Below are 25,864 nucleotides of genomic sequence, written 5' to 3' on the forward strand. Positions count from 1 at the left end.
TGAAAATGAGACCAGGAAGGACCAACCGTGACTGCGCAATCTCTTGCTAAGCAGGCTTATTCAAGTCCTGCACCCATGCTGCGCCCACCGCGCCAAATTGAATATGATACGCTAGCGCGCCTTACGCACCAATTGCGTGATGCCGCTGGTGACACAGCCAAAAGCTTTGGCGTTTTGGCTGAAGCGCTGCATGACAACGCACAATTTTGGACGGTTCTGGCCTGCGACGTGGCCAGCCAGGACAATCTGCTGCCCAAGGAGTTGCGCGCCAGAATATTCTATTTGGCAGAGTTCACCCACCATCACTCGCGAAAGGTGCTGGATGGAGAAGTGACGGTTGCAGCTTTGCTGGAAATCAACGTGGCCATTCTGAAAGGACTGCGCCAAAGGAGTGATTTGCCATGAGCGGATTGATATTGAAACTAAGTCCAAAAGAGCGGGTGTTGATCAATGGGGCTGTGATCGAAAATGGCGATCGACGCAGCCGATTGTCGATTGTGACCCCCAATGCCAATATTCTGCGCCTGAAAGATGCCATCCACCCCGAAGAGGCCACAACCCCGGTGCGCCGGGCCTGTTATTATACCCAGCTTGTGCTGTCTGGCGACGCAGAGCCGGAGGAGGCCTGTCAGCAATTGCTGCGACGCATTGAAGAGTTGAGCCAAGTGATGATTGACCCGGACAGTCGCGGCTATCTGGCGGCAGCGACAGCGGCGGTGGTGGAAGGGCGATTCTATCAGTGTTTGCGCTCGCTCAGAGCGTTGATGCCACGCGAAGAGCGCTTGTTGGCGGCGCGGTTCTCATGAGTTTTCAACCGATCTTACCCATTGGTGGCTATGCGGGCTGGAGCCTGCTGTCTCGCACCAAAGCCGCCCAGACCGCTGCATTTAATGCCCGGCCTGATATGGTGAATGAAACCGAGTATTTTCGCGACAATATTGGGGCGATTGATACGGCCGAGCAATTGGTGGACGACCGGCGTTTGTTGCGCGTGGCGCTGAGCGCCTTTGGCCTGTCTGAGGACATTGACGCCAAGGCCTTTATTAAACGTATCCTTGAGGATGGCAGTATTTCGGCAGATGCTTTGGCCAACAAACTGACGGATCGGCGCTATCAAGCCTTTGCGCGGGCCTTTGGCTTTGGGGATTTGGGCGTGCCAAACACAAAGCGCGAGGGCACGGTTGCCCAGATGATCCGTCAATTTGAAGCACGGTCGTTTGAGAGCTCGGTTGGCGAAATCGACGAATCGTTTCGCTTGGCGCTGAACTTGGAGCGCGGGCTGTCTGACATTGTGGATGACAACAGCAGCGAGGCCGCCAAATGGTTTCAGATCATGGGTGATCCGCCGATGCGGGCGGTGTTTGAAAGAGCGCTGTCGCTGCCCAAGTCCTTTGCGTCACTGGATATAGACCAACAGCTTGGCGTATTTGAAGAACGGACAAAACAGGTTTTTGGCATCACCGAACTGGCGGATTTTGCTGCAGAAGATCAGCGCGAGAAACTGATTCAGCGGTTCTTATTGATGGATCAATTGCAGCAAAGCGCCGTGATGAGCGCGTCGCAAATTGCGGTGACTTTGCTGGCACATTGACGTGCTCATTTGTTAACTTAGCTTGGTGTTTTGCCGGGGTTGCGGCTGGGCTTGCGACTGAGATTGGGGTTGAGGCGCTGGGGTGGCGGGTTTGGCATGACGGCGCAACAGCAACTCCAAACGTTTAAAACTGTCACTAATTTTGCCGGGCTCGGCTTGGCCAATAAAGCGGTCCAAATCGGGCCACAGGCGAATGGCGATGTCCAGATCAGCATCCGCGCCTTCTGAATACAACCCAGCGCGCACCATGGTTTCGTTCTGGTCATAGCAGCCAAGGTGAAAGCGCAGCTGGGAAATCATGGCGTTTTCTGCTTCTGTGGCGGCGGCTGGCAGGCTTCGGGACACAGATCGTAAAACATCTATGGCGGGAAAACGCCCGCGTTCGGCAATCGCGCGATCCAACGCGATATGGCCGTCCAGCACGCCGCGCATGATATCGGCAATTGGCTCGTCCATATCAGACCCTGCCACCAGAACGGAAAGCACCGCAGTGATGTCACCGCGATGATCGGCCCCCGGGCCAGCACGTTCACAAAGCCCCATGATCGCGTGCGAGGTCGAAGGTGGAAACCCTTGCAATACGGGGGCCTCGCCGGCAGCTGCGGCGATTTCGCGGTGGGCCTGGGCAAATCGGGTGATGGAATCTGCCAAAAACACCACTTGCTTGCCTTGATCACGAAAAAATTCGGCAACGGCCATGGCAGAAAGCGCACAGCGCCGGCGCAAAATGGGCGATTGATCAGAGGTCGCGGCCACCACAACCGTGCGCTGCATGCCTTGGGGACCCAAGATATCGGTGACAAAACTGCGCAATTCGCGACCGCGCTCGCCGATCAGAGCCAGGACCGTCACGTCGCCTTCTAGGGTGCGGGCCAAATGGCCAAGCAAACTGGATTTGCCAATGCCAGATCCGGCAAAAAGCCCAATACGCTGGCCTTTGACGATGGGCAGAATTGTGTTGAGTGCCGCGAGGCCGGTGTTGAGTCTGGCACCCAGGGCGCGGCGATGCGCGGCGGGCAATGGCGCAGCGGTATGGCTGTACTGTTTTGGCCCCCTGAGCAAAGGTTGCCCGTCAAGCGGCTGGCCATCAGGGTCAACTATGCGGCCAATCCAGGCCAAGGATGGCGCGATGGAATTAGGCCCTCGCAGGACCACCGCCGCGTTGATGCCGATACCCAACGGGGCTGAATCTGGTAAAATTGAAATATCATTTTGATGAATTTGAACGATTTCGCCGCTGAGTCGCGGCATGTCTGATCGCTCTAGATGCACGCTATCGCCAACATGGGCCACGGCATTCAGGCCAGTTACCCGCAGTATGTTGTGTTCTATGCGGCTTACACGCCCAATATACTGTGTTTCGTCGATTGCTGAAAGCGCGGCCTTTAAACAGGCCATAGGGTCTGTGGTCATTTTTTCCTCCGATGTTGCTTGAAAGAATTTCTAAAGGAATCGGGGTTAAGCCTTGCTTTATGCACTGGAGGGAGAAGCCCCAATGTTTGAAGATTTAGGTGTTTTCAAAATGGCACATGCCATGGCCGTTCATGCGGCCGCCCGACAAAATGTCGTGGCACAAAACATGGCGAATGCTGACACGCCCGGCTATGTGGCGCGGCGTGTGGTGCCGTTTGCAACTCAACTCAGGGCTAGAACTGGCCCGGTTGGACTGCAGGCTACCCGCGCAGCGCATCTGACGGCTGAGCAAATGGGCACACACAGCCCCGCTGTTTTTCTGGATCAAGGCCAAAGCAAGGACCCCAACGGAAACAACGTGACGCTGGAAAGCGAAATGATGCAGGCGGTTGAGGTGAAGCAACAGCACGACCGCGCGCTTGCCATCTATAAGGCCTGGCTGAAAATGCAGCGCCTTTCGCTTGGCCGTAGGTAAGCGGGGGCATCATGTCAGATTTTTCAAAAACTTTGGGTGTGACGGCCAGTGGTTTGCAGGCCCAAGCGGCGCGCCTGCGACACCTTTCTGAAAACATCGCCAACGCGGACACGCCCGGCTATCGGCGCAAAACCGTCGCTTTTTTGCCAAGGGGGCAGGGCGTGGAATTGGGGCGAGTGTCCTTGGACCCCAGCACCGGGGTGCAGCACTTTGACCCCAGCCACCCGTTGGCTGGCCCGGGCGGATATTACGAGGGATCGAATGTGAATTTGATCATCGAAATTGCGGACGCGCGCGAAGCGCAGCGCAGCTATGAGGCCAACCTGAAAATTTTTGACCAAACCCGTCAGATGAGCAGCGCGCTGTTGGATTTATTGCGCCGCTAAATGTGAAAGGACATCCAGAATGGATATCTCTACTTTGAATGCGGCCCAAAGATATGTGGCCTCTCGTCCGGCAACGTCGCCACAAGAAAATGTGGATCCAGGCACGCTATTTCGCGACGTGATGCAGGAAACCGTCGCCTCTGTGCAGCGGGGCGAACAAGCGTCGCTTAACAGCATGGCTGGCGGCGCCGATCCGCACGCATTGGTACACGCATTGTCCCAAGCTGAGCTGGCGGTGGAAACCGCTGTTACCATACGTGACCGTGTGGTTGAGGCCTATCAAGAAATTCTGCGGATGCCGGTCTGATGCTATCGGAATCCGCCTTTTATGATGTTTTGCGCCAGGCGCTTTGGGCGGCAACCATGGTGTCTGCCCCAATTCTGGCAGTCGCGTTGGCGGTTGGCCTGATCATCGGCCTGTTTCAGGCTTTGACGTCGATCCAGGAATTGACCCTGACATTTGTGCCAAAATTACTGGCAATTGTCGGCGTGTTTTGGGTGTCGATGGACTTTATGACCGCCACGCTAGTGGCCTTGTTTCAAACGCAGCTTGTGCCGCTTTTGGCCGGAGGATGAGCATGGACGCCACGCGATATACAACGTTGACCCGCCAAATGGGTTTGTTTCGCGAAATGGATGTTGTGGCCAACAATATTGCAAATGCCGCCACAACCGGATTTCGCCAGCAGGGGCTGGTGTTTTCAGAACATGTGCATCGTTCCGCTGGCGGCGCATCTGTCTCGATGGCGCATGGCAATGTGGCCCTGACCTCTTTTGCGCAGGGCAGCTTGACGCAGACAGGGGGCCGGTTTGATCTTGCGATTGAAGGGGATGGGTTTTTCATGGTCGAAACGCCGGATGGGGCGCGGTTGACCCGGGCTGGGGCCTTTACCCCAAACAATGCAGGCGATCTGGTGACGGCACAGGGATATCCGGTGTTGGACGTGGGCGAAGCGCCGATTTTTATTCCGCCCGACGCGACATCACTGCAAATCGCCGAGGATGGCAGCATCAGCGCTGATGGTCGATTGATTGGGCAAGTGGGCGTGTTTCAACCGGCTGACAAAAGTGAACTACAGCGTCAGGACGGCGTGTTGATGCAGGTGCCGTCAGGGGCTGAATTGGCCTTAACCACCAAGATAAAGCAGGGCTTTTTAGAAGGCTCTAACGTAGATGCCATCAGCCAAATTGCCCGCATGATCGAGGTGCAGCGCGCCTATGAAATGGGCCAGAGTTTCTTAGACACCGAAAACGAGCGGGTGAAGGCTGCTTTGCAAACTCTCATTCGTTAACCACAGGAGGCTAAAATGCGTGCTTTGAAAATTGCCGCCACCGGCATGAGCGCCCAGCAGATGCGGGTTGAAACGATTTCCAATAATCTCGCGAATATGTCCACCACAGGCTATAACGCTCGGCGCGCTGAATTTGCAGATTTGCATTATCAGCAACACAGCCGACCGGGAGCCGTCAGTGCATCGGATGGCACGGTTTTACCGACGGGTGTTCAGCTTGGGCTTGGGGTGCGGCCAACGGCGGTCACGGTGCATCTGGCGCAGGGGTCGTTGACGCAAACCGGCGGCGATCTGGATCTTGCCATTGATGGGCGTGGTTATTTAGAGGTGACGCTGCCGTCAGGCCAAACCGCCTATACCCGCGATGGGGCGCTGAAACGTAACGCCGAGGGGGTTATAGTCACCTCTGATGGCTATGCGATTGCGCCGGAAATTGTGGTGCCTGCGGATGCGCGCAGCGTGTCGATCAATGGGGCAGGCGAACTATATGCCTATTTTCAAGAGGCCGTCGCTGGCCAGCTTTTGGGCCAGTTCAATCTGGCAGGTTTTACCAATGCCAAGGGGCTTGAGGCGCTGGGCGGCAATCTATTTCTAGCCACCGAAGCCTCGGGTGACGCGCAGGTTTCGACGCCCGGAGTCGACGGGTTGGGCTCCCTGCGGCAGGGCTATTTGGAAGACAGTTCGGTGGATGCCGTGCGCGAAGTGACAGAGCTGATCGAGGCGCAACGGGGCTATGAATTAAACGCCAAGGTCATTTCAGCGGCAGACCAGATGCTTGGCGCGACCGCGCAGGTGCGCTGATGTTGTTGCTTTTGCCTTTGGTCCGGCGACGGGTGCTGGCAGGGATTTTCCTTGTGATTTTCCCCTGTTGGTCACTGGCCGATGTGGTGGTCTCTACCCAGGTGATACGCCCGCGCAGTGTGATCACCGCCGAGGTTCTGGGCCTGAGAGACGCGGTGATTTCAGGTACCTTTGCAGACACGGCGCAAGTGATCGGACAAGAAGCACGTGTGGCACTTTATCCGGGGCGACCGATCCGGTTTGGCGACGTTGGCCCACCTGCTTTGATTGAACGCAATCAGTTGGTGCAATTGGTTTTTCAGACCTCGGTGCTGACTATCAAAACCGGCGGGCGGTCCCTGGGGCGCGCGGCGATTGGTGACATGCTGCGGGTGATGAACTTAGCGTCACGATCCACCGTGGTTGGCATCGTACAAGCAGATCGCACTGTATTGGTGCAGCAATGAGGACGTCATGAGGCTTTTTAGGTTTTTTACCGCGATTCTAACAGGATTTGTGTTGGGGGCGTGCAGCGGGTCTGGCCATATCGGCAAAGCCCCGGACTTTTCGGAAACCGCGCAATCAGATGAGCATGTGGCCATGCTGGCCCCGGGTTTGCCACGCATAGCACAGCGCAAAAATTACCACGATCAAGCCTCGTTATGGAGTCGCCAACGCTCGTCCTTGTTGGGGGATCGGCGCGCTATGGGGCGGGGCGACATTCTGACCGTGGTGATCGAAATTGATGAAAAGGCCGAAATTTCAAATGCCACCAACCGGTCGCGCAGCGGGTCTGAAAGCCTGTCGATTCCCCAGTTTTTTGGTATTCCGCAGCGCATTGATCGAAAGCTACCTGACGGCGCAACCATGGGCGAGGCCGTGGGGCTGAATTCGTCAAGCGCCAGCCAAGGGGACGGATCTGTGTCGCGCAAGGAAAAGCTGGCGTTGCGAGTGGCGGCCACCGTGATCGAGGTTTTGCCAAACGGGGTTTTGTCGATTTCGGGCCTGCAAGAAGTACGGGTTAATAACGAGCTGCGCGAACTTTTTGTCACCGGTTTTGTGCGGCCCGAGGATATCTCGCGTCGCAATGAAATCACCTATGACAAAATTGCGTCGGCCCGGGTCTCTTATGGGGGCAGAGGCCAGATCAGCGATATGCAACAGCCGCGTGTTGGGCAGCAAATCGTCGACAAGATATTGCCGTTTTAAGGGAAAGCTATGAAGTTTCTGTGGCCAGTCATATTGTTGATCATCGGGGTTGGAGCCGGCGTTGGCGCGGGGTTAATGACCGCAAAACCACCCCCAGAGATGGCGAAAACTGCCCCTTGCGGGGATGGCAGCGCGGTCGCCCATGTGCCAGCCAGTACCACAAGCCCCGACCCCACCGACGCAGACTTGGCCAGTCGCGAATTTGTGAAATTAAACAACCAATTTGTTGTGCCGGTCGTTGAAAATGAAACCGTGGCCTCTTTGGTGGTGATTTCGCTGAGCCTGGAAATAGAGGGCGGTCAACGTGAAACTGTTTTTGCCCGGGAACCAAAACTGCGCGATGCGTTTTTACAGGTTATGTTTGATCACGCCAATCTGGGTGGGTTTAGCGGGGCATTTACCGATACCCAGACTTTGGACCGCCTGCGCCGCGCGTTGTTTGATGTTGCGCTCCATATTTTGGGGCCGATGGTCACCGAAGTGCTTATCCAAGACATCGCGCGCCAAGACGTCTAGCTGCGATGGTATGTCTGGCGCTTTACAGTTTGTTGTTCGGTTCTAAGCGCTTGGGCAAGCAGGGATTTTGCGGCCTCTACTTGCCCAAAGCTTTGGCGCATGGCAGCGCGTGCAAATTCTTTTTGTGCCATGACTTGCGCCAGTTCTATATTCATCTGATCCCGGCGTTGGGCCACCCAGTTTTGCCAGGGTAAAATCGCATTGGCCCGTTGCAGTACTGCATCAGAACTGGTGGTTTTGCAGAGGTGTTTTTCGCTTTGGTTCAAATCCTTCAGGTGGCGTTTCAGCGCGGTTTCTTGACGGGCCAAGGCCGCCATTCCCATTTGATCTGATTGAAATTTAAGCTGCGCCAGTTGCAACAATTCTGTTTGTTTTTGACGGGTGCTTTTTGTCACCGGGCTCTCCAATTGCGTTTGCGCATCTGATCGGCAAAGCGGATGGCGGCTGCGACAGCTTGATAGTGCTGGGTTGGAATTTCATCCCCCAGGTTCAGCTCTGCATGCAGGGCGCGCGCGACAGGGGGATCGCTGTGAATGGGCACACCGTTTTCCTGCGCCAGCGCGCGGATCCGTTGGGCCACTTGATCGGTGCCCTTGGCGACACAGCTGGGCGCGTTTTGCTTGTTGCGATGCCATTTCAACGCCACGGCGTAATGGGTGGGGTTAACCACGATCACATCAGCGGTTGGCACATTGGCCATCATTTGGGAGTTTGCGATCTCTAGCGCCTTTTGCCGCCGTTTTTGTTTGAAATGCGGGTCGCCTTCCGCGTCTTTAGATTCGTCCATCATTTCTTTGTGCGTCATTCTGTTGCGACGCTGAAGCTGGGCCTGCTGCCAAAGATAATCAATGGTGCCAATGACAAAGGCGATGGTGGCAACCGCGATGAGCATCTTGACCACCAGATCAAACATCAAAGCGATGGATTGGCGCTCTGTCAGGTGCACACTGAACAGGATTTCGGCCGCGTGGGCTTGTAAAAATACCCATAGACATAAGCAATAGATCACCAGTTTCGTGGCGCTTTTGGCAAATTCAAACAGACCCGAGCGCCCATATTTGTTTTGGGCGTTTTTGATGGGGTTGATCCGCGAGGCACGCCAATTCAGTTTGGAAGGCGTGACCACAAAACTGCGCTGGGCCAGAATCGTAGCCAAAACAAAGACCGCAGGACCAATAAGCCAAGCGGCGGCGGGCAGGGTGATTTGGCGAAAAATTTGACCAAAAACCACGCTGCCGCGTTCTGAAAACCCCTGATTTGCCAAAACGTGCGATTTTGACAGTATTCCGGCCAGCACGCTGCCCAATTTTGACAAAGAGACCGCCCCAACCGTCAGGCAAATGGTGAGAAAACCAAAATAAGAGGCGGCCACGGCCAGGTCCGCAGAACGGGCAATATCGCCTTTTTCCCGCGCCTTTTGCAATTTACGCGGCGTCGCGTCAAAAGGCTTGTCATCGGGGCTGATATTGTCTGACATTCTGGGGCCTAAAACGGATTGCTAAGAAATAGCGTGAAGCGCGCAAGCCAGACCGACAGTAAAAATGGCGCGGTGATCATCAATAAAACGAGGCTGGCCCCGGTGATAAAGGGCGCGCCAACCAAAGCCACCATCAGCTGCGGCATTGCGCGGTTCACGATACCCAGGGTGACATTGTATAGCAGAGACAAAATCACAAAAGGTGCGGCAAGTTGAAAGGCAAATTGAAAGCTGCGGGCAACTTGCTCAACGCCCCAAGGGGTGAGCGTTGAGCGGTCGGGAAATGCGCCCAGCGGAAAAATACTGTAAGATGAAAGCAGGTACTCAACAAATGTGATATGCAAGCCCGTCACAAAGATCAGGGTCAGTCCGGCGATATTTAAGGCATGGCCAATAATGGGCAATTGCTCTGCTGAACCATTGTTAAATAACTGCGAAAGCGAGGTTACGTTGGCTGCTATCGCCCCTGCGGTCTGCAACGTGAAAACAAAGGCCCGCAGCCCCAACCCCAGCACCAGGCCAATCGTGGTTTCGCGCAAGATGGTTGTAAACAGCGGCAGGCCGTGGGCGGGCGTCTCGGTGGGCAGCGCGGGCGTTACAGCCAAAGTCAGGGCGACGGCCATCGCAAGTTTCACCCGCAGGGGCACGGCACTTTCCCCAAAACCGGGCATCAAAGAGCTGGCGGCGGCGACCCGCAAAAACACCGTGGCCCAAAGCCAAAACTGCCGGTCTATCAGGGGCCAGATTTGCTGCAAACTGTCGGTCACGCGGGCACGACTCCTACAAGCGCGGGCCGGGCTTCTAGCCCAATTTCTTCAAAAGAAAGTACGGGATTTCGGATGCCCTTGGCTGACATCAAAGATCGTAAAAAACGCCGGCGGCGGGTGGATGTGACAACCGCAGGAAAGGTGCCCTTGTCGCTGAGGCCGGCAAGCCGTTCAGATAAAGCGTTGGCCAGATTGTGAAACAAGTCGGGTGGCAGGGCAATATCGGGGGCACCGCCGTCGGTCTCTAACTCGTAACTGGAAAACGTATCTTCCCATTCTGGGGCCAATTGCACCAAAGGAATTGTCCCGTCTTCGCGCCGCATATCCGCCACCATTTGAAAGCCAAGCCGCTGCCGCACATGTTCGCAGATGGCCTCTGGTCTGGCATGCGGACTGCGCACTTCGACAATGGCCTCCATGATCAAAGGCAGATTGCGGATCGACACTTGTTCGTCCAATAACAGTCGCAGCACGCGGTGCAGCATTTCCAATGTCAACTTGTCAGGCACCAATTCATCCAACAGTTTTCGGTTGGCTTCTGCCCGCTGCGGATCAGACAGGGAAACCATCTCATCCAGCAGGATCTGCAAGGCTTTCAGGGTAAGCAGACGGCTGAAATTCTGCTTGATGGTTTCCAGCAAGTGGGTGGCCAGGATTTCGGTTGGCGTAACCACTGTGATCCCCTGCAGGGCCATTTCTTCTTGGTGTTCAGCAGCGATCCAGCGCGCAGGGGCACCATAGACCGGTTCGTTCACATCCTGGCCCTCTGGCATATCTTTGGGTGGCTCGGGCAAAAGCGCCAGAACCTGATGCGGCGATAAATGTGCCTTGGTGGTCATGACGCCCTGCAATCGTATGCTGTAGGTACCCGCGGGGTGGGCGTGATTGTCGGTTAAGCGAATTTCGGGCAGGATCAGCCCAAAGGCCGTGGCCACATGATTGCGCATGCTTTTGATACGCGCATCCAGTCCTGTGCCGGGATCCAGAACCAGATCAATGAGGTCAGGGGCAAATTCAAGGTGGATGTCATCCAGTGCCAGAATGTCACCCATGGTTTGTTCGGCCGAGATGGGCACCGTGTCAGTGGGTTCGATTTGGGGCGTTTTTTTGTTTCTGCGCACAATATAGGCCACCGTGCCCAGGGCCAGCCCCCCAAGCATAAAGGGCAGAAACGGCAAACCGGGAACCAGTGCAAAACTGACCATCAGAAAGGCGACCGTGGCCAGGGCCGCCGGGTGGTTTCCAAGCTGTGCCACCAACGTTAAATCCGTGGCCCCTTTTGCCCCACCGCGCGCCAATAGGAGCGCCGACGCAATGGAAATGATCACAGCGGGGATTTGCGTGACCAACCCGTCGCCAACGGTCAAAATTGCGTATGTTTCAAAGGCTTGACCAATGGGCATTTTATGCACAAGCACCCCCATACACAGGCCCATTACGAGATTGAGCAGCGTGATCAAAAGCCCGGCTACCGCGTCGCCTTTAACAAATTTCGATGCCCCATCCAAAGAGCCAAAAAAGGTGGTTTCTTGTTGTTCCGTTTCGCGGCGCAGACGGGCCTGTGTGTGATCGATCGCACCAGCGGACATGTCACTGTCAATGGCCATTTGCTTGCCTGGCATGCCGTCCAGGGCAAACCGCGCACCAACCTCTGCCATGCGCGCGGCACCCTTGGTGATGACCATGAAATTCACGATTAACAACACGCAAAACACCACCAAACCCAGAAAAACACTGCCGCCCATGACAAAATTCGCAAAGCCCTGAATGACATTACCAGCGGCCTGGGTGCCGGTGTGACCCTGGCCAATGATCAATTTGGTGGAAGAGATGTTCAGCGACAGCCGCAGCATCAAAGCCGCCAGCAACACGGTTGGGAAGGATGAGAAATCCAAAGGTTTTTCGATAAACAACGTGATGGTGAAAATCAGGATGGCCAGCGCAAAGGAGGCCGCGAGGCCGATGTCCAGCACCCAGGCGGGCATGGGCAGGATCATCATCACGATAATCGCCATCAGGGCGAGCGCCAATAGAATGGTTGGGTTGGCTATTTTGCCCATTCAGCCCCCAAACAAGGGCTGCGCGGCGGCAAGGTCAGCAGGCACAAGCGAGCCCAAAGTGCTGGGGGCTGAATTTGCAAGCAATAGGGGAAACCTGTTTGGTCGCAGAGCCCCTGTCGGTGGGATGTTTTTGCTGGTGGCGGCTGGCGTAACGGCTGTTTGATCTTGCGTCGGAATCTGAGCAAAGAACCGATCAAAACGCGCGCGGTATTTCAGAGCATATTTTGGCGTGCGTGAATGATAGGCACCGGCGGCGCGCGACCAATCTTGGGTTTCAAGATAGAGCTGTTTCAAAAATGTCGCGGCATAAAGCGCGTTGGCGTTCGGGTCAAACATGTGGCTGATCGTATCAAACGCGGCCCCATGCCAACGGTAGTTGATCTGAAAACAGCCAATGTCAAAGCTGCGGCTGCCGCCGGTGTGGTGGCTTTGCGCATAGTCCAATGCTTTGGACTGGCTGGCAAACCAAATGCCTTTGCCTTCCATGTTGACTGTCCAGGGCCAGGGCGCAATTTTGCCATCTGCTTTGCGCCCGGTTTCCACGCGAGTTATGGCCAACAAGACGGGCAGCGGAACGCCGGTTTTTTGCGCCGCAAACCGGGCAGAATTGTCGCAAACTTCGCTGTTGTCGTGGGTCATGGCCCAAGCCCCAGACGCCGTTGGCAGGGCAAGAAAAATCCATGTCATCAATGTGTAGGTTTTGATCATTTGTGACCCATCGGCTTTCTGCTGATGTTTCAAACCTAAACGCGATCTCCTTTAGAAATCGTAACCATCGCCACTGGTTTTTTAGCCTATGGGGTGTTTAGCGCGCTTTCAAATTGGTGGGTTTGCAGCAGATCTTGTAAAGCCTGGCGCGCGACCATGCTTTTGGCTAACAGCACCTGGTTTTGCTTTGGGCTAACGGGGGTGACAGCTGTGGAATCGGCGGCATTGTCCGTTGCCGAGTCGTCAATAAGTAGGTTTGCAATGGTCTTGTGCGGGGTGAATTCCGCCGCAGCCAGCGCCGCCCAATTGCCGCTGTGCCAGGCAATCTGCTCGGCCTCTGCTGGTTGACCCAATTCCCGATAAAGCGCAGCAGCGGCTGCATATTCACCGGCACCTTGGTAGGCCCGCGCCCGCAGCGCATCGATCTTTGGTCCTTGCATACCCAATAAATGCGCGAGGGCTTGTCTTGGCTGATCTTGTTTCAGAGCAATCTCAGCGCGCAAAATCCGCCGTGCGCGGCCAATTGCCCCTTCGGCCCCCAGGGAGGCAAATTTTTGCGCCTCTGCGCTAAAGCCCAGATTCATAAGCCGTTTTGCCAGGGCATTTGTCACTTCCGGGTCTAGACTGCGGGCATTTTTGGAAAAGTCATATAGAGCCAACTGCAAAAAGAGCGCGTCTTCAGACTCTTGGGTGACGCGCTGGGCCACGGGCTGAACCAGCGCTTTCCAGGCGGCTACACCGTCATGTTTTTTTACCAAACTTAGGGCCTCTAGCGCAGTGTGATATTCCTGGTTTGCAGTGCGGGCCATAACATGGGCCTGCCGCAGCTCTGCGCCAATCGCCAGCGCACGATGTTCGATTGCAAGGGCAGCCAGCAACGCAGCATGATCTGGATCGATCGCAGTTTTGGTCGCAAACTGTGATTTCACCAATCTTGCCAAGGCTTTTGGTGTCTGTTCGGATTCGATTTGCGCCAGTTCCGACATCACCGCTTGTGCCTGGCCCGTGTCACCAGTTTGCAGCGCTATTTGGGCTGCAGCCAAGGCCTGTGCGCCGCTGTTGTTTGGCGGGCTGCGACTGGCGATTTGTAGGATTTTTTTGGCCAGATCCGGGTCGGCAAGCTGCGCCAGTTTTTGGCTAAGGCGCGGGGCCAGATGTTGACGTAGATGGCTAGGTAAATCTGTAAACGCAGACAACAATGCCGCTTTATTAATCGGGCCGTGATCTGCGGTTTCGGGCAAGGTTATAACCGCCCAGAGCGCCGCTGCATTGCTGCATGTTTCCATGCCTTCAAATGGGCGTGGCCCCTTTAGGATCTGGTCATCCATCACCCGGGCGAGGGTGGTCAAAATTTTCGCGTGATTGGCTGAATGCGCGGCAAGTTGTAAGGATGCCTCTGCCTCGGCACCAAATCCTGCGTGCAGATAAAATCTTGTCAGATTCAAGGACGCCGTTGCGTCAGGCTGATCAAGGTCTTGCATCATGGCCATGCGGTGGTTTGCTAATCCGATGGCAAAGCGTTCATTTGACGCCCAGCTGGCGATATCCAACAGGTGGCTGTCTGTGCAATGTTGGGCAGGCCCAGCCTTGAGGGGCGCGCGAATATCTGCGGCACCCTGCTCGATTACGTCAATGATTGCAAAATTGCTTTCAGGTTCCTGGATTGCACTTTCCGAACGCAAGTGCATTTGCTCTGCTTGGTGTGCTGACGGCGTGGGTCCCCTGTTTGGCGAGGGGTCTGGCTGTGGCACCAAAAGCCCATGCGCGGTTGCCATCAAAACGCCGTTCAGCAAGTTACTGCGTTCATTCTGTAACGATGCGGTAGGCTTTGGCACAACAAAGTCTGTTTTTTTTGCGGGGGCTGCCAAAGGCAGTTTCAGTACTGCGGCTGGTGCATTTTGCGGGCCCGAAATAGGTTCCAACACGGTGCCTGTTGCAAAGGGCAAGGGGGGGATGCTGTTTTGTGGGCGGCGGGACTGAGTGGCAAAAGACAGGGCGAGTGGGGCTTTGGCATCAGCTGCTGCGGGTAGATTTTGCAGTGGCGTCATTGCAGTTGCAGGGCTGATATCGAGTATCAAGAATTGTGATTTCCAAACAAAGGGTTCGATGTCACAGGCACAGTTTAACTCAATTTCCAGCCCACCCTCTGGCTGCGCTGAAACCCCGGCAAGGCGGTTGCGCGAAATTTTTTTAAACACAGTATTTGTTTCAAATTCAGGTGTTTGGCCGGGAAAAACCAATTGATATCGGTTGCGGCTTTTCGTCAGAGCCCAAACGGCATTTTCTTGGGGCATTTCTATAGCAAGGCGCGTGAAACCTTTGTGGTCGCCCGAGGTTATCGTCAAAGGTTCTCCTTTGGTGACGCCCGCAGCCAAACAAAAAACCATCGCAATGATGCAAATGCGGCGCGTCATGCGGCATCCTTTTTGACTTCTTTCAGGGCCTCTTCCAGGTCAGAAAAATCAGGGCGACAATGGGCCGGGGTGTTTTGGCGCCCAACTTCGATGCAGATATTGGGGGGATGGCTGTGCAGATTGGCAATCAACACTTCGCGGATCAGGTGATAAAAATGACCGTCTTCCTCGATCACGGTTTTGACCTTGGCGGCAAAAGGGGCGACCAACCCATAGGCCAAAAATACCCCCAAAAAAGTGCCAACAAGCGCGCCGCCAATCAGTTTCCCCAGCACTTCGGGCGGTTGGTCAATAGAACCCATGGTTTTGATCACGCCTAAAACTGCGGCGACAATACCAAGGGCGGGCAACCCATCTGCCACGGTTTGTAAGGCGTGGCTTGAATGCAGCGCATGGTTCATTGTGGCCTCCATGCGTTTGTCTAAAACCTCTTCGACTTGATGCGGATCATCATAGTTCATCGAGGCTGAGCGCATGGTGTCGGCGATCAAAGCTACGGCTTCTTTATCTTGTTGAATTTTCGGGTATTTTCCAAATATTGACGAGGCGTCAGGCCCCTCAATATGCTCTTCGATTGCCACTGGATTTTGCTTGGCCAAGCGAATCAGTTCAAACAACAGACACAGCAGGTCGCGGTAATCATCGTGCTTCCATTTCGGGCCTTTGAACACTTTGCCAAGGTCTTTGATTGTGTGTTTTACGGCGGCAATATCATTGCCGATCAAAAAAGCCCCCACCGCAGCTCCGCCGATAATCATCATTTCATAAGGCAAAGATTTGAGGATAATCCCCATCTTGCCGCCAGCCGCCAAAAAGCCACCAAAAACCATGACAAAAATGGTGATAATTCCGATGATTCCGATCATGCGTTTCCTCCGACAAAGTGATGCCTCGTCACTATGTCAAATGCCTATTAACAAACTGTCTTTGAGATCGTCATTCTGTGGGCACATCTGCATTTCGACCCGCCAGAACAACGCTTAGGCTATAGGCGGTATTTGGCGTCAGCCCTGCTAGAATACCGGCGGCAATTTCAGGTTTCATACGGCTTAAGAATCCCGCTGCAAAGTCAGGATCCATCTTCTCAAATAGGGCGGCGGCATCCTGCGCTTTCATGTTTTCATAGACGGCCGTCAGGATAACGATGTCATCCTCTGAGGCGGAATTTGCCTGTGAAATGCTGTCCTGCAGCCGGGTTTCCGCGTCAATTAGTTCTGCAAGTTTTGCCGAAATCACGGTTTCGGCAACCGCTAAGGCTTGCATGCGATTTTGCAGGGCCAACGCGTTGTTTTTCAGGCGGGTTTCGCGCGCTTGTAAGGCCTGTAAAACCACGGCGATATCTGGTGGCGGGCTGCAGTCTTCGGGCAGGGCCATCGTCGAGATTGCTGCGGGGGCCGTGAAATCTACATTGGCAATGGCTTCGCCCGCACCCAGACTTATGCGCAGCACGGCTGAGCTGACCAAAAACAAGCTGATCAATGCCAAGCTACCACGGCGGCGCATTCTGACCCGTCGTTTGCCGGGCGGGGAGGCCGGGGCGCTTTTTGGTGTGTCTTTAGTCGGTTTTGGCGGTTTCATTTGCGATACTACTCTGCGGCGCGTCGGCTAAAGACTGGCGCAAATTCGATGTTTTCTGGTGATTGCGCTGCGACATCAGTGTCATTTTGCACATCATGCAGTGCTGCAAGCATCAATTCGAGCTTTGCTGCGACCTCTTCGGCGCGCGCGGTTACATGGCTCAGGTTTTCGCGTGATTCAGCGGCCATGGTTTGGGCGGTTTTCAAGGACTTTCCAAGATCATCTACCTGGGCGGACAAGACAGCCACCGCCCCACCAACACCGTTTTCCAAGTCGTTAAGCCGTGCCAGGCGTCTGGACAAAACAAAACAATAGAACCCGGCACCAATGGCACCCGCGACCAATAAAATATCTGCTATCAATTCCATGAAATCCCCTTAATTCAGCACAAATTCCATAACCAACAGATCCCGCACGCGACCCTTTCCCGTGACGATTTGAATGCGCCTAAGCATCTGCACACGCAGCAAAATCAAGGCATCCTGTCGTTCAATATCGTGGGGCCCCAAGGCGCGTAGATAGTTGTTTAAGACATCAACAACCCTTGGCAAAATCGCGGTTACCTCTGCTTGGTGCTGGATTGGCACCTCAAGCTGGGCGCGAAAACGCAAATGGCGGTTTTGGGCATTTGGCCCTAGCGAAACGATCATTGGGTCCAGCGCAACAAAGGCGATTTCTGCCAAATCTGGTGTTAAAGGGACGACCGGTTCGGCCAGTTGCTTTGGCGGTTTGGCCGCGCCGCCCAGCAGGCCGCTTTGGGTTGCAAAAAATCCGCCACCCGCCCCAAGCAACGCCAAGACAAGCCCAAGGATCAGGGGCAGCTTAGATTTCTTTTTGGGCACTTCTGTGTGCGGATCAGCCGTTTCGGTCATTTTGCGCCTTTAACCAGTTGCAGCTTTGATAATCGCGCACAGAAGCTAACCGATTGTTAAGGCTGTTGAGGGAATGTTGCAGGGGTAATCCGGCAGAATGTCTGATTCAGGAGGATGTTGCGTGCAGCAAATATTTGGCGTTTGGTCTGCTTTGTCTATGCAGCGGCGAGTCACCGTCGTCATTGCAAGCTTGGCCATGTTTGCGGCGATTTTGGTGATCGCAAGATTAGCAAGCGCACCTAGTATGGCATTACTTTACAATGGGTTAGAACCCGGACCCGCTGGTGAAGTGGTGCGCGCGTTGGAGCAACGCAATGTGGCGCATGAGGTGCGCGGCGGGGCAATTTATGTCGAGAGCCGCACCCGCGATCAGCTGCGTATGACCTTGGCCAGCGAGGGACTGCCCGCAACTGGAACCAAAGGGTATGAGCTGCTGGATGGCTTGTCTGGTTTTGGCACAACTTCGCAGATGTTTGATGCAGCCTATTGGCGTGCAAAAGAAGGTGAGTTGGCCCGCACCATCATGGGCAGTCGCAGTGTAAGTAGCGCCCGAGTTCATATTTCGCAGGTCAACAACAGCCCCTTTAAACAGAATGCGCGCGCAGCAGCCTCGGTGACGGTTAATACCACCGGCGGGCCTTTGACGGGCAATCAAATACGGGCATTTAAATACTTGATTGCCTCGGCTGTGGCCGGGATCGAGCCTGCGGGTGTTGCAGTGATTGACGGCGCAACCGGCCTTGTGACAGCGGATGATGGGCCCAATGATACAACGACCGCTACAGACCGCGCCGAGGATTTACGCCAAAAAGTGAGCCGCTTGCTTGAGGCGCGCGTAGGGCCGGGAAATGCGGTGGTGGAAATCAGCTTGGAAACCGCCACCGAAACGGAATCAATTCGAGAGCGCCGGTTTGACCCCACAAGCCGCGTCGCCATTAGTACCGATTCAGAATCAAGCAAAACCAATTCCAAGGACAAGGGCGGCAGCGATGTGACGGTGGCGTCAAACTTGCCCGATGGCGACGGTGCAAATGCCACCGCCTCGAGCAGCGAAAACACGCAATCGCGCGAGCGCGTCAATTATGAAGTGTCTGAAACCGAACGGCAAATCACCCGTGGACCGGGTGAAATTCGCCGCTTGACGGTGGCCGTACTGGTCAACCACGTGCAAATCACTGCCGAAGATGGGTCTCAGGTTTTAAGCGAGCGGCCGACTGAAGAATTGGCGATTTTGGAAGCCTTGGTGGCGTCGGCTGTGGGGTTTGACGCAGAGCGAGGCGATAGAATTACATTAAAAACCTTGCCGTTTGAGCCGGTACTCCTTCAAGGGTCCCAAAGCGGCAGTGTGCTATTTCAAATCTCAGACCTTGATTTGATTTCACTGATTCAATTTGCGGTTTTGGCGCTTGTGGCTTTGATTTTGGGGCTGTTTGTGGTGCGCCCAATATTAGCGGGGCAAAAAACGGACGGGCGTGAAAACCTGCCGATGGCCTTGGCTGACCAAGGTGGCTTGCCAGCTCAAAACTCAGCTCTTTCTACGGCACCAGAGGATACAACACTGGTATCGAGCGGGGCGATTGTGCCCACCGTGCCGGAAGCCACACAGATTGCGCCAGTAGATCGCTTGCGAGGTCTGATTGGCGAGCGGCAGGATGAGACCATCGAGATTTTACAGTCTTGGATGGAAGACGGAGCAGGGAGGCCGCAATGACCATCGGCCACCTTTTACAGGAATTTCAAGGACCAAGGGCGCAAGTAAGCGACCTGTCTGGCGCGCCAAATAGCGCGGCATACGAAGACGGGTTTAAAGCGGGGTGGGAGGACGCAATGGCGGCAAATGCGCAGGACAAAACCGCATTAAGCGCCACGCTCGCAAGCAATTTACGCGATCTGGCATTCACTTTTTTTGAAGCCCGATCTGCAACTTTGGAAAACTTGGACGAGATGGTTGATGTCATGGTGGCCAAAGCCTTGCCTGAAATCGCCCGTGCCACTTTGGGTCTGCGCCTGGCGCAGCTGTTACGAGGCCTTTCACATCAAGGTGAAGATGCGGAAATTGAGCTGTGTGCGAACGCGGGCGACGTGGCTGCCATCCAGGCGATCATGACCGATGTGCCTGGTGTCGCCTTAGGCGTTGTTGCCGACCCAAAGCTGCCTGAGGGATGTGTTCAATGGCGCATCCAAGATCAGGAGCACCAGTTGGATATTGAAAGTTTGATCAGTGAAATCAACACCGCCGTGCGTGGTTTTTTGCACGAGATGAAAAAGGAAAAACGACATGCCTGATGCGAGCAATCCCGTGGATGAGGGCCCGGCAAATGTGTTTTCAACGGTGCCCGTAGAAATCACCATTTCGGTGGGCAAAACCCGCCCGATGATTAAAGACTTACTAAATATGGGCGAAAATGCTGTTTTGCCGTTGGATCGGCGGGTCGAAGACCCGGTTGAACTCTATGTTGGGGACCATCTGATCGCCAGAGGCGAGTTGGAAGAACTGGACGGAGAACAGGCAGGGCAATTGGCAGTGCGCCTGACTGAAATTGCGGATCTTAAAAGCCCGCAGAAATGAGATGCGCACCCCTCACAGCGGCTAGCCTGGTTGTGGCTTTGATTTTCTGCCCAACGATGGCTGTGGCCCAGGATCTGGCGATCACACTTTCCGAAAACACCTCTGTTACGGCGCGTGGCGTGCAATTGTTTATGTTGGTCACTTTGCTAAGCTTGGCACCCGGCTTGGCAATGATGGTCACTTGTTTTCCATTCATTGTGACTGTGCTGTCAATTTTGCGGCAGGCGATTGGCTTGCAGCAAGCGCCGCCCAATATGCTGATCATCAGCCTGGCATTGTTTTTGTCTTACTTCATTATGGCCCCGGTATTTGAGGTGGCCTGGGCAGAGGGCATTTTACCGCTGATGAACAACGACCTGCCGCTGGAACAGGCCATGACGCGCGCGGCCGAACCATTTCGCGGTTTCATGACGCAGCGTGTGGACCCTGATACTTTGGCTAGGATTGCAGGCTTACGGCCTGTTTTGACGCCCACCGAAACCTCTGGGGCCATTCCGTTCTCGCAGCTATTACCAAGTTTTCTTTTGTCTGAAATTGCCCGCGCGTTTCAGATCGGTTTTATTATCTATTTGCCGTTTCTAATTATTGATCTGGTGGTGGCCACTGTGTTGATGTCGATGGGCATGATGATGGTGCCGCCGGTTGTTGTGTCATTGCCGTTCAAACTGGCGTTTTTTGTGGTGGCAGATGGCTGGACATTGATTTCAGAAAGCCTAGTGCGCGGTTATCTTTAGGCGCTCCTAGACCATCGTAACGACTATGGGTGCTATCATTATGGCTGGGTCCGCAACCACAGGGTTCTGAACAGTTTTTTGGTATTGGGTCAGCGCACCACAAATTCGGCATGCAGCGCGCCCGCCGCCTTGATGCTTTTGAGTATGTCGATCATGTCACGCGGTGAGACTCCCAAAGCGTTCAAGCCCGCGATAACTTCGCTCAGGGAAGTGCCCGCGGGGACTTCGGCCAGATTGATACCCGGGTCTTCGTTGATGTCAGCCTGGCTGCGCGGCACCACAACGGTTTGCCCGTCCGCAAATGGATTTGGCTGAACCGCCAGCGGGGCTTCGCGTATTCTTAGTGTCAAATTGCCCTGAGAAACCGCCACCCGAGAGATGCGCACATCTTCGCCCATCACAATGGTGCCTGATCTTTGATCCACCACCACGCGCGCGCGTCTTTCTGGTGCCACCGACAGGTTTTCGATACGGCTGACGGTATGGGCCGGCGATGCCATCCGGGCTGCTTTGATGTCAATGCGGACGGTGCCGGCGTCCAGCATGATGGCAATGGGTTGGGGAAAGGCCGCATTAATCGCGCGCTCGATCCGGGCCGCCGTGGTGAAATCTGGTTCTCGCAGCGCCAACCGCAGGCTGGTGAGCGTGGTGAAATCAAAGTCTACCTCGCGTTCCACCCGCGCGCCCGCTGGAATAACCCCAGCCGTTGGCACGCCCTGAACCACAGACTCAGCAGCGCCGTCTGCCGCAGCCCCACCCGCAATCACCGTGCCCTGGGCCACTGAATATATTTGCCCATCTGCGGCATTCATCGGAGTCATGATAAGTGTGCCACCCAGCAGGCTTTTGGCGTCGCCAATCGCTGAAACGGTCACGTCAATGCGGCCGCCAGCCCGGGCAAAGGGTGGCAATTCTCCGGTGACCAGCACAGCGGCGACATTTTTTGGGCGAAACTGCTCGCCAGTCACATTGACGCCAAGACGCTCCAGGATATTGCCCATAATATCTTCGGTAAAGGGGGAGTTGCGCAGCCCATCGCCTGTGCCGCGCAGCCCCACAACCAGGCCATAGCCCACCAGATCATTGCCGCGCACACCGTCAAATTCGACCAAGTCTTTGATGCGAATTGGGTTTGCAAACCCTTGATAGGGAATGAAAATATAGGTCACGATAAGCGTGGATGCGAAAAGAAAACGCTGCAAATATTTCATCGTAGATAAGCCGCCAATGACAGGCGGGACAGGCGGGCGGTCACCGCATAAAGCGATTCCATTTGAAATTGTACATTTTCAAGCTTTGTGGCGGTTTCAAAAGCATCTACCGCGATCAACGCATTGCGCGACATCATTTGTGCGGTTCTTTCTGCGCTGTTTTGCGTCAACACAGCCTCTATGCGGCTTTGGGCAGTGCCCAATTCTGCGCGATAGGCGGTGAGATCCGCCATGCTGCTGTGCAAGTTGTCGAAGCTTGTTGTGGTGATCGATTGCAACGCGGCAACGGAAAATCCAAGACCAACATCGGTGCTGAGCGCGACCACGGCAAGGTCACGCATGATATTGCGCATCGCGGTATCATCGGCACGTTGTGATAGATCGACAGATTTATTTGCCCCGATGACGGTTGGGGCCAGATCGTCTGTGCCACCTTGGTACCCTGTGGTCTCAAAGCCGCCACCACTGGCAAAAAACCATGTGTCAACGGCGGTTAGAAAGTCGGCAATGGTTGCGCTGCCTGCCGTTGCCAAGCGAATATCGGCCAAAATCGTATCTGCTGTGGCCAGGGCCGCCGTATTGACCTCAGTGCCAGAAAACAGCGCCCGCCCGCCTACCGAACTGTTAAGATCTGAGATTATGGCGCGCAGATGAGCGGCGGCGTCGCTGGCATTGACCTCAAAAGCGGCGCGTTGATAGGACTGCGCGCTGGGCAACAAAGCACTGGAAAACTGCGCAGTGATGTCCTGGACATTGCCCAGAATGGTTTGCTTACCATCTGCCAGAGTTTTGGCTTCTTGGCCGGCGCGTTGGTGGCTACTCAGCACTTCGATAGACCGCTCTATCGCGGATAGGGGGGCAATATTACCCCGCAGGTGTTGGGTCTTCTGCGCCGCCAAGCCGGTGCCAACTTCTTGAGTGAGCTGCGTGAGTTGGGTTTTTAAACGCGCACTGTGCAGTCGCGTGACGTAGGTGCGTGATAGATCGCCAATATGGGTCACCGGCATGATTATATCCTTATGAGAGTCTGGATAAGCCCGTCGATTGTTTCGATCATGCGGGCGTTTGCGGCGTAAGATTGTTCAATCAGCAAAAGCTGTTGCAGCTCCTGGTCGGTATCCACGCCCAAAGCAAATTCCTTGGTTTCAAGCGCGGAAAGCTGCGCTGCGAAAAACCCCTGCCGGTTGTCTGATGCAAATTGTGCCGCAGAAAAATGCGTTAGTACGCGGCCTGTGAGGTCGTTTATCGCAAGTGTGGCGCTGCCAAATAGCGAAGATGCCGGGGTTTTGGCTGCCCTCATGGCGGCATGCTTGGCCTGCAAAAGTGAGGCGTTGCCCGTGGCCCCGGGGGCCCCTGTCTGTAAGCCGTCGCGCAACCGCCACATGGCGTTTGTGCCAGAGGGGGACACAAGGGCGTTCAAACTGACGCGGCCAGACAGACCGGTTTCGTCGCTGCTGTCAAAGCGCAGCCCAGCATCTGTGAACAACCCCGGGTCTGTGGCCCCTAGGGTACTGTCCAGCGCCGGGTCTTGAAACCGGTCGACCAACTCGCGCGCCAAACCATCTATTTGAGCCTGAGCGTCAATGGCCAATGCGTCGCGAATGGCGATCTGTGCCGCCAAAGCACCACCGCGTAAGGGGCCTTGGTTGGGCGTGATGTTCAACGCTTTGCCGTTTAAGGAAATGCCCGACAACAGGCCGTTGGCAAAGGTCATATGCGGTTCAATTGTCGGGGTTGGTTGAAAACTAAGTTCAGGTGCTGTGCCGTCGATCAAGATGCCGCCACCGGTGGTGTAAAGCGCGACAACGCCATGGTCGCGTGCAATGACCCGCACCGGAACAAGTTTAGAGATGTCGTCGATGACCTGCTGGCGGGCATCTTGCAAAGCCAAGAGATCTTCGGGAGAGTTGCGGGTTCTGGCAATACGCCCGTTTAGATCTGACAGCTGCGACAGGCCGGTGTTCAGCTGATCAACCATTTGGTTGATAGCAGCATCGGCCCGTTCCCGTTGGGTTTGAATGCCGGTTGAAATGGTTTGAAACTGGTCAGCTAATTGTTGGGCTGTGTTGGCCACCTGGGTCAGCCGCTCAGGCAGATCGGGCCGACTGGCTGCGGTGATTAAGGCGTCTTCGAAGGCGGTAAAGCGATGATCAAGTGACCCCGCAGCACCCGGTTCACCCAAAAGCCGGGAAAGCGTTTCATAAAACGCGCTTTGGGCACTGGCCCCGGCGAGATCGGCCGCAGCAATGCGCCGGTCAGCGATTGTGGCTGGGTCAACCAAGCGATTGACGCCAATGACCGAAACGCCGCCCGTTGTCCCATAGCCGCGTGCCGCGACTTGCAGCTGGCGACGACCGTATCCAGGGGTGAGCGCGTTGGACAAGTTTGAGGCCCCAACCTGAGCTGCGCGTGCGTTAGCAGTCAGGCCAGACAGGGCATTGTTCAAGGCACCTGTGATGCTCATGTCAGGGCTCCTTGTAGGGGATTATCGTTTGATATTTGTGGTTTCTTGCAACATCTCATCAACCGTCTGGATGACTTTTGCATTAGAGCTATAGGCGCGTTGGGTTTGGATCATGTCGGTCAATTCACCCGCGACATCGGTTGCGGATTCTTCACGCGCATAGGCCACGATGTCGCCGGTTGGACCATCACCGGCATCCCAAAGAAAGAAAGATCCGCTTTCCGGCGAGGGGATATAGGTTTGCTGATCAAGGGCAACCATACCATTTGGATTGGGCAGATCGACCAGTGGTACCTGATAGATTGTGCGCGTTATGCCTGTGTCAAAAAACGCATGCACCATGCCATTGGCATCTATTTCCACCGCCGTCATATTGCCGACTGGCGAACCATCCTTAGAGATCTGTAACGGCGCAAATGTGTCCGACAGTTGAGTCAAACCATCGCTGGCCCCGATTTCACCGATATTGACCTCCATCGGGCCGCCAGCCACAGACACAATGAGACTGCCAGTGGCCGCGTCATAGGTGCCACCTGTCACTGTGGTCACCGAGGCAAGCGTGCCACCGGAGGCGCGCCCGTCGTCAAAGGTTAGGGTGTATTCGCCAATGGTCACACCAGGATCTGCGGAATCTTGAATGACCATGGTCCATTCGTTTGAGGACCCGCTGGCCGGGATTGTCGGTGTAAACGTTACTTCGAGGTTCTCTGATTTCCCCAGGTTGTCAAAATATTCGATGGTCAGTTCTTGGGCATCGCCCGTACCGGTTGCAAGTGTTTCAGTGGCGGGCAGGTTCAAACCCAGTGACATAGAGGTTGTGGGTTCGCCGGAAAACTGGTTCACGTTGATCTGAATAGGTTCTAGCCCGGCACTTGTGTCGCGCGGGTAGGTCGGGATCGAGCCATCTGCATTGGCCGCCCAGCCCATCAGAACCAAGCCAGAGCTTGTGGTTAAATATCCCTGCGCATCGGTGCGAAACGAACCGGTGGTGGTCAACAGCATTTGATTAGAGCCATTGGCGACCTGCACTTCGCTGGCATTGGCCACCGGCAACATGCCCCGGCCCCGCACTGCCAGATCGGTGGCGTTTGATGTTGTCACCAGCGAACCGCGTTCATCAATCAGGCGCTGCGACGTCGCCCGCACCCCGCCGGCCGTATAAAGCCCGCCGGATTTTGAGATCACCATAGAATGAAAGTCCGCTTCGACCCGTTTGTATCCAAAGGTCGAGGAATTGGCGATATTATCGGAAATTGCCGCCAGGCGACTGGCATTTGCCGATAGCCCCGCCACACTGGCATTCAAAGAAGAAGAGATGGTCATGCCGACGCCTTTCTGCTGCAACACA

At 55.2% G+C, this 25,864-nt stretch carries 31 protein-coding genes; 16 read left to right on the forward strand and 15 right to left on the reverse strand.

The features are described 5' to 3' along the window. Positions 1-27: 27 nt before the first annotated feature. The 3 genes from flaF to ABXG94_RS10995 are packed head-to-tail and all read left to right on the forward strand — an operon-like array spanning position 28 to position 1,591. Complete coding sequence (gene flaF, locus ABXG94_RS10985; protein ID WP_353534157.1) at positions 28-405, forward strand: flagellar biosynthesis regulator FlaF; 378 nt, start codon at positions 28-30, stop codon at positions 403-405. After that, entirely contained in the window at positions 402-806 is a 405-nt protein-coding gene (gene flbT, locus ABXG94_RS10990) for a flagellar biosynthesis repressor FlbT (protein ID WP_353534159.1), read from the forward strand. Before flaF ends, flbT begins: the two co-directional genes overlap by 4 nt. Then, positions 803-1,591, forward strand: coding sequence for a DUF1217 domain-containing protein (locus ABXG94_RS10995; protein ID WP_353534161.1), 789 nt, complete (start codon positions 803-805; stop codon positions 1,589-1,591). Before flbT ends, ABXG94_RS10995 begins: the two co-directional genes overlap by 4 nt. A gap of 12 nt (positions 1,592-1,603) precedes the next feature. Here the strand turns inward: ABXG94_RS10995 and ABXG94_RS11000 are convergent, their stop codons facing one another. Continuing rightward, positions 1,604-3,004 carry a FliI/YscN family ATPase gene (locus ABXG94_RS11000; RefSeq protein WP_502901700.1) on the reverse strand — a complete coding sequence of 467 codons (1,401 nt, stop codon included), beginning with the start codon at positions 3,002-3,004 and terminating at the stop codon, positions 1,604-1,606. Positions 3,005-3,086: 82 nt separating this feature from the next. Between ABXG94_RS11000 and ABXG94_RS11005 the strand changes: the two genes are divergently transcribed. The 9 genes from ABXG94_RS11005 to ABXG94_RS11045 are packed head-to-tail and all read left to right on the forward strand — an operon-like array spanning position 3,087 to position 7,662. Further along, positions 3,087-3,479 carry a FlgB family protein gene (locus ABXG94_RS11005; protein ID WP_353534163.1) on the forward strand — a complete coding sequence of 131 codons (393 nt, stop codon included), beginning with the start codon at positions 3,087-3,089 and terminating at the stop codon, positions 3,477-3,479. 11 nt (positions 3,480-3,490) lie between these two features. Then, on the forward strand, positions 3,491-3,865 hold the full coding sequence (gene flgC, locus ABXG94_RS11010; RefSeq protein WP_353534165.1) for a flagellar basal body rod protein FlgC: 375 nt from the start codon (positions 3,491-3,493) through the stop codon (positions 3,863-3,865). A gap of 19 nt (positions 3,866-3,884) precedes the next feature. Further along, positions 3,885-4,172, forward strand: coding sequence for a flagellar hook-basal body complex protein FliE (gene fliE / locus ABXG94_RS11015; RefSeq protein WP_353534166.1), 288 nt, complete (start codon positions 3,885-3,887; stop codon positions 4,170-4,172). Next, positions 4,172-4,441, forward strand: a complete 270-nt coding sequence (locus ABXG94_RS11020) for a flagellar biosynthetic protein FliQ (RefSeq protein ID WP_353534168.1) — start codon at positions 4,172-4,174, stop codon at positions 4,439-4,441. The genes fliE and ABXG94_RS11020 overlap by 1 nt, the downstream gene beginning before the upstream one ends. 2 nt (positions 4,442-4,443) lie before the next feature. Further along, positions 4,444-5,157, forward strand: coding sequence for a flagellar hook-basal body complex protein (locus tag ABXG94_RS11025; protein ID WP_353534170.1), 714 nt, complete (start codon positions 4,444-4,446; stop codon positions 5,155-5,157). A 15-nt stretch (positions 5,158-5,172) separates the two neighbouring features. Beyond that, on the forward strand, positions 5,173-5,958 hold the full coding sequence (flgG, locus tag ABXG94_RS11030; protein ID WP_353534171.1) for a flagellar basal-body rod protein FlgG: 786 nt from the start codon (positions 5,173-5,175) through the stop codon (positions 5,956-5,958). After that, the gene (gene flgA / locus ABXG94_RS11035; protein ID WP_353534173.1) at positions 5,958-6,404 is read left to right on the forward strand and encodes a flagellar basal body P-ring formation chaperone FlgA; all 447 of its coding nucleotides are present in this window, start codon (positions 5,958-5,960) and stop codon (positions 6,402-6,404) included. Before flgG ends, flgA begins: the two co-directional genes overlap by 1 nt. Before the next feature lie 7 nt (positions 6,405-6,411). Further along, positions 6,412-7,146 (forward strand): flagellar basal body L-ring protein FlgH, encoded by a 735-nt coding sequence (gene flgH / locus ABXG94_RS11040; protein WP_353534175.1) that lies wholly within the window; start codon positions 6,412-6,414, stop codon positions 7,144-7,146. Positions 7,147-7,155: 9 nt separating this feature from the next. After that, on the forward strand, positions 7,156-7,662 hold the full coding sequence (locus ABXG94_RS11045) for a flagellar basal body-associated FliL family protein (RefSeq protein ID WP_353534176.1): 507 nt from the start codon (positions 7,156-7,158) through the stop codon (positions 7,660-7,662). Here ABXG94_RS11045 and ABXG94_RS11050 read toward each other — a convergent pair. The 10 genes from ABXG94_RS11050 to ABXG94_RS11095 all read right to left on the reverse strand — a co-directional run bounded on the left by ABXG94_RS11050 (position 7,659) and on the right by ABXG94_RS11095 (position 17,538). Further along, positions 7,659-8,057, reverse strand: coding sequence for a hypothetical protein (locus tag ABXG94_RS11050; protein ID WP_353534177.1), 399 nt, complete (start codon positions 8,055-8,057; stop codon positions 7,659-7,661). The two genes, ABXG94_RS11045 and ABXG94_RS11050, sit on opposite strands and share 4 nt — an antisense overlap. Continuing rightward, positions 8,054-9,139, reverse strand: a complete 1,086-nt coding sequence (locus ABXG94_RS11055; RefSeq protein WP_353534178.1) for an EscU/YscU/HrcU family type III secretion system export apparatus switch protein — start codon at positions 9,137-9,139, stop codon at positions 8,054-8,056. Before ABXG94_RS11055 ends, ABXG94_RS11050 begins: the two co-directional genes overlap by 4 nt. Before the next feature lie 8 nt (positions 9,140-9,147). Next, complete coding sequence (locus ABXG94_RS11060) at positions 9,148-9,906, reverse strand: flagellar biosynthetic protein FliR (protein ID WP_353534179.1); 759 nt, start codon at positions 9,904-9,906, stop codon at positions 9,148-9,150. Then, positions 9,903-11,966: a flagellar biosynthesis protein FlhA gene (flhA, locus tag ABXG94_RS11065; RefSeq protein WP_353534180.1), complete on the reverse strand. Its 2,064-nt coding sequence runs from the start codon at positions 11,964-11,966 to the stop codon at positions 9,903-9,905. Before flhA ends, ABXG94_RS11060 begins: the two co-directional genes overlap by 4 nt. After that, positions 11,967-12,674: a transglycosylase SLT domain-containing protein gene (locus tag ABXG94_RS11070; RefSeq protein ID WP_353534181.1), complete on the reverse strand. Its 708-nt coding sequence runs from the start codon at positions 12,672-12,674 to the stop codon at positions 11,967-11,969. A gap of 86 nt (positions 12,675-12,760) precedes the next feature. Next, positions 12,761-15,088 carry a hypothetical protein gene (locus ABXG94_RS11075; RefSeq protein ID WP_353534182.1) on the reverse strand — a complete coding sequence of 776 codons (2,328 nt, stop codon included), beginning with the start codon at positions 15,086-15,088 and terminating at the stop codon, positions 12,761-12,763. Next, a complete protein-coding gene (gene motA, locus ABXG94_RS11080) occupies positions 15,085-15,954 on the reverse strand; it encodes a flagellar motor stator protein MotA (RefSeq protein WP_353534184.1) in 870 nt (289 codons plus the stop codon). The genes ABXG94_RS11075 and motA overlap by 4 nt, the downstream gene beginning before the upstream one ends. Positions 15,955-16,024: 70 nt before the next feature. Continuing rightward, positions 16,025-16,591: a MotE family protein gene (locus tag ABXG94_RS11085; protein WP_353534185.1), complete on the reverse strand. Its 567-nt coding sequence runs from the start codon at positions 16,589-16,591 to the stop codon at positions 16,025-16,027. An 83-nt stretch (positions 16,592-16,674) separates the two neighbouring features. Further along, on the reverse strand, positions 16,675-17,034 hold the full coding sequence (locus ABXG94_RS11090; protein WP_353534187.1) for a hypothetical protein: 360 nt from the start codon (positions 17,032-17,034) through the stop codon (positions 16,675-16,677). A 9-nt stretch (positions 17,035-17,043) separates the two neighbouring features. After that, on the reverse strand, positions 17,044-17,538 hold the full coding sequence (locus ABXG94_RS11095; RefSeq protein WP_353534188.1) for a flagellar basal body-associated FliL family protein: 495 nt from the start codon (positions 17,536-17,538) through the stop codon (positions 17,044-17,046). A 121-nt stretch (positions 17,539-17,659) separates the two neighbouring features. Here ABXG94_RS11095 and fliF point away from each other — a divergent pair, with 121 nt between their 5' ends. Genes fliF through fliP form a run of 4 tightly spaced genes read left to right on the forward strand, consistent with a single transcriptional unit; the run spans position 17,660 to position 20,841 of the window. Then, the gene (gene fliF, locus ABXG94_RS11100; RefSeq protein WP_353534190.1) at positions 17,660-19,249 is read left to right on the forward strand and encodes a flagellar basal-body MS-ring/collar protein FliF; all 1,590 of its coding nucleotides are present in this window, start codon (positions 17,660-17,662) and stop codon (positions 19,247-19,249) included. After that, positions 19,246-19,824 (forward strand): FliH/SctL family protein, encoded by a 579-nt coding sequence (locus ABXG94_RS11105; RefSeq protein WP_353534192.1) that lies wholly within the window; start codon positions 19,246-19,248, stop codon positions 19,822-19,824. The genes fliF and ABXG94_RS11105 overlap by 4 nt, the downstream gene beginning before the upstream one ends. Next, entirely contained in the window at positions 19,817-20,107 is a 291-nt protein-coding gene (locus ABXG94_RS11110) for a FliM/FliN family flagellar motor switch protein (RefSeq protein ID WP_353534194.1), read from the forward strand. The genes ABXG94_RS11105 and ABXG94_RS11110 overlap by 8 nt, the downstream gene beginning before the upstream one ends. Continuing rightward, positions 20,104-20,841 carry a flagellar type III secretion system pore protein FliP gene (gene fliP / locus ABXG94_RS11115; protein WP_502901701.1) on the forward strand — a complete coding sequence of 246 codons (738 nt, stop codon included), beginning with the start codon at positions 20,104-20,106 and terminating at the stop codon, positions 20,839-20,841. Before ABXG94_RS11110 ends, fliP begins: the two co-directional genes overlap by 4 nt. Positions 20,842-20,930: 89 nt before the next feature. On the opposite strand, the gene ABXG94_RS11120 is transcribed toward fliP, so the two are convergent. The 4 genes from ABXG94_RS11120 to ABXG94_RS11135 are packed head-to-tail and all read right to left on the reverse strand — an operon-like array spanning position 20,931 to position 25,839. Next, the gene (locus ABXG94_RS11120) at positions 20,931-22,052 is read right to left on the reverse strand and encodes a flagellar basal body P-ring protein FlgI (RefSeq protein ID WP_502901702.1); all 1,122 of its coding nucleotides are present in this window, start codon (positions 22,050-22,052) and stop codon (positions 20,931-20,933) included. Continuing rightward, positions 22,049-23,059, reverse strand: coding sequence for a flagellin (locus tag ABXG94_RS11125; RefSeq protein ID WP_353534196.1), 1,011 nt, complete (start codon positions 23,057-23,059; stop codon positions 22,049-22,051). The genes ABXG94_RS11120 and ABXG94_RS11125 overlap by 4 nt, the downstream gene beginning before the upstream one ends. 2 nt (positions 23,060-23,061) lie before the next feature. Beyond that, a complete protein-coding gene (flgK, locus tag ABXG94_RS11130; RefSeq protein ID WP_353534198.1) occupies positions 23,062-24,516 on the reverse strand; it encodes a flagellar hook-associated protein FlgK in 1,455 nt (484 codons plus the stop codon). A 21-nt stretch (positions 24,517-24,537) separates the two neighbouring features. After that, positions 24,538-25,839, reverse strand: a complete 1,302-nt coding sequence (locus ABXG94_RS11135; RefSeq protein WP_353534199.1) for a flagellar hook protein FlgE — start codon at positions 25,837-25,839, stop codon at positions 24,538-24,540. Between the last annotated feature and the right edge of the window lie 25 nt (positions 25,840-25,864).

It is taken from the genome of Cognatishimia sp. WU-CL00825, from assembly GCF_040364665.1.
GTDB lineage: Bacteria > Pseudomonadota > Alphaproteobacteria > Rhodobacterales > Rhodobacteraceae > Cognatishimia.

What these genes read in the sequence shown, in the direction of transcription:
- flbT (WP_353534159.1), top strand. Translation starts at nt 402, where the DNA reads ATGAGCGGATTGATATTGAAACTAAGTCCAAAAGAGCGGGTGTTGATC.
- ABXG94_RS10995 (WP_353534161.1), top strand. Translation starts at nt 803, where the DNA reads ATGAGTTTTCAACCGATCTTACCCATTGGTGGCTATGCGGGCTGGAGC.
- ABXG94_RS11000 (WP_502901700.1), bottom strand. Translation starts at nt 3,004, where the DNA reads ATGACCACAGACCCTATGGCCTGTTTAAAGGCCGCGCTTTCAGCAATC.
- ABXG94_RS11005 (WP_353534163.1), top strand. Translation starts at nt 3,087, where the DNA reads ATGTTTGAAGATTTAGGTGTTTTCAAAATGGCACATGCCATGGCCGTT.
- flgC (WP_353534165.1), top strand. Translation starts at nt 3,491, where the DNA reads ATGTCAGATTTTTCAAAAACTTTGGGTGTGACGGCCAGTGGTTTGCAG.
- fliE (WP_353534166.1), top strand. Translation starts at nt 3,885, where the DNA reads ATGGATATCTCTACTTTGAATGCGGCCCAAAGATATGTGGCCTCTCGT.
- ABXG94_RS11020 (WP_353534168.1), top strand. Translation starts at nt 4,172, where the DNA reads ATGCTATCGGAATCCGCCTTTTATGATGTTTTGCGCCAGGCGCTTTGG.
- ABXG94_RS11025 (WP_353534170.1), top strand. Translation starts at nt 4,444, where the DNA reads ATGGACGCCACGCGATATACAACGTTGACCCGCCAAATGGGTTTGTTT.
- flgG (WP_353534171.1), top strand. Translation starts at nt 5,173, where the DNA reads ATGCGTGCTTTGAAAATTGCCGCCACCGGCATGAGCGCCCAGCAGATG.
- flgA (WP_353534173.1), top strand. Translation starts at nt 5,958, where the DNA reads ATGTTGTTGCTTTTGCCTTTGGTCCGGCGACGGGTGCTGGCAGGGATT.
- flgH (WP_353534175.1), top strand. Translation starts at nt 6,412, where the DNA reads ATGAGGCTTTTTAGGTTTTTTACCGCGATTCTAACAGGATTTGTGTTG.
- ABXG94_RS11045 (WP_353534176.1), top strand. Translation starts at nt 7,156, where the DNA reads ATGAAGTTTCTGTGGCCAGTCATATTGTTGATCATCGGGGTTGGAGCC.
- ABXG94_RS11055 (WP_353534178.1), bottom strand. Translation starts at nt 9,139, where the DNA reads ATGTCAGACAATATCAGCCCCGATGACAAGCCTTTTGACGCGACGCCG.
- flhA (WP_353534180.1), bottom strand. Translation starts at nt 11,966, where the DNA reads ATGGGCAAAATAGCCAACCCAACCATTCTATTGGCGCTCGCCCTGATG.
- ABXG94_RS11070 (WP_353534181.1), bottom strand. Translation starts at nt 12,674, where the DNA reads ATGATCAAAACCTACACATTGATGACATGGATTTTTCTTGCCCTGCCA.
- ABXG94_RS11075 (WP_353534182.1), bottom strand. Translation starts at nt 15,088, where the DNA reads ATGACGCGCCGCATTTGCATCATTGCGATGGTTTTTTGTTTGGCTGCG.
- motA (WP_353534184.1), bottom strand. Translation starts at nt 15,954, where the DNA reads ATGATCGGAATCATCGGAATTATCACCATTTTTGTCATGGTTTTTGGT.
- ABXG94_RS11085 (WP_353534185.1), bottom strand. Translation starts at nt 16,591, where the DNA reads ATGCGCCGCCGTGGTAGCTTGGCATTGATCAGCTTGTTTTTGGTCAGC.
- ABXG94_RS11090 (WP_353534187.1), bottom strand. Translation starts at nt 17,034, where the DNA reads ATGGAATTGATAGCAGATATTTTATTGGTCGCGGGTGCCATTGGTGCC.
- ABXG94_RS11095 (WP_353534188.1), bottom strand. Translation starts at nt 17,538, where the DNA reads ATGACCGAAACGGCTGATCCGCACACAGAAGTGCCCAAAAAGAAATCT.
- ABXG94_RS11105 (WP_353534192.1), top strand. Translation starts at nt 19,246, where the DNA reads ATGACCATCGGCCACCTTTTACAGGAATTTCAAGGACCAAGGGCGCAA.
- ABXG94_RS11110 (WP_353534194.1), top strand. Translation starts at nt 19,817, where the DNA reads ATGCCTGATGCGAGCAATCCCGTGGATGAGGGCCCGGCAAATGTGTTT.
- fliP (WP_502901701.1), top strand. Translation starts at nt 20,104, where the DNA reads ATGAGATGCGCACCCCTCACAGCGGCTAGCCTGGTTGTGGCTTTGATT.
- ABXG94_RS11120 (WP_502901702.1), bottom strand. Translation starts at nt 22,052, where the DNA reads ATGAAATATTTGCAGCGTTTTCTTTTCGCATCCACGCTTATCGTGACC.
- ABXG94_RS11125 (WP_353534196.1), bottom strand. Translation starts at nt 23,059, where the DNA reads ATGCCGGTGACCCATATTGGCGATCTATCACGCACCTACGTCACGCGA.
- flgK (WP_353534198.1), bottom strand. Translation starts at nt 24,516, where the DNA reads ATGAGCATCACAGGTGCCTTGAACAATGCCCTGTCTGGCCTGACTGCT.
- ABXG94_RS11135 (WP_353534199.1), bottom strand. Translation starts at nt 25,839, where the DNA reads ATGACCATCTCTTCTTCTTTGAATGCCAGTGTGGCGGGGCTATCGGCA.